General features: G+C 60.2%; 1 protein-coding gene. It reads left to right on the top strand.

The features are described 5' to 3' along the window. Positions 1–2: 2 nt before the first annotated feature. The coding region (locus MKL11_RS02215; protein ID WP_243939874.1) for a transposase at positions 3–261 on the top strand (259 nt) is incomplete at its 3' end.

The raw sequence follows: 261 nt of genomic DNA, 5'->3' as shown, positions 1-261 counted from the left end.
CGATGGCCCAACGACCCAAGCCCGAGGAGATCGTGAGCAAGCTGCGTCAGGTCGACGTGCTGGTCTCACAAGGACAGAGCGTCGCCGCTTCGATCAGGGCGATCGGCGTGACCGAGGTGACGTACTATCGCTGGCGCAAGGAGTACGGCAGCCTGAAATCGGATCAAGTGAAGCGGATGAAGGATCTTGAGACGGAGAACCAACGTCTCAGGCGGGCGATCGCAGATCTGACGCTGGACAAGCTGATCTTGCAGGAGGCGT

The sequence above is a fragment of the Methylobacterium sp. J-077 genome, from assembly GCF_022829365.1.
Taxonomy (GTDB): domain Bacteria; phylum Pseudomonadota; class Alphaproteobacteria; order Rhizobiales; family Beijerinckiaceae; genus Methylobacterium.
The sequence above is the reverse complement of the archived record's forward strand: the minus strand, read 5'-3'. Positions and strand labels throughout refer to the sequence as shown.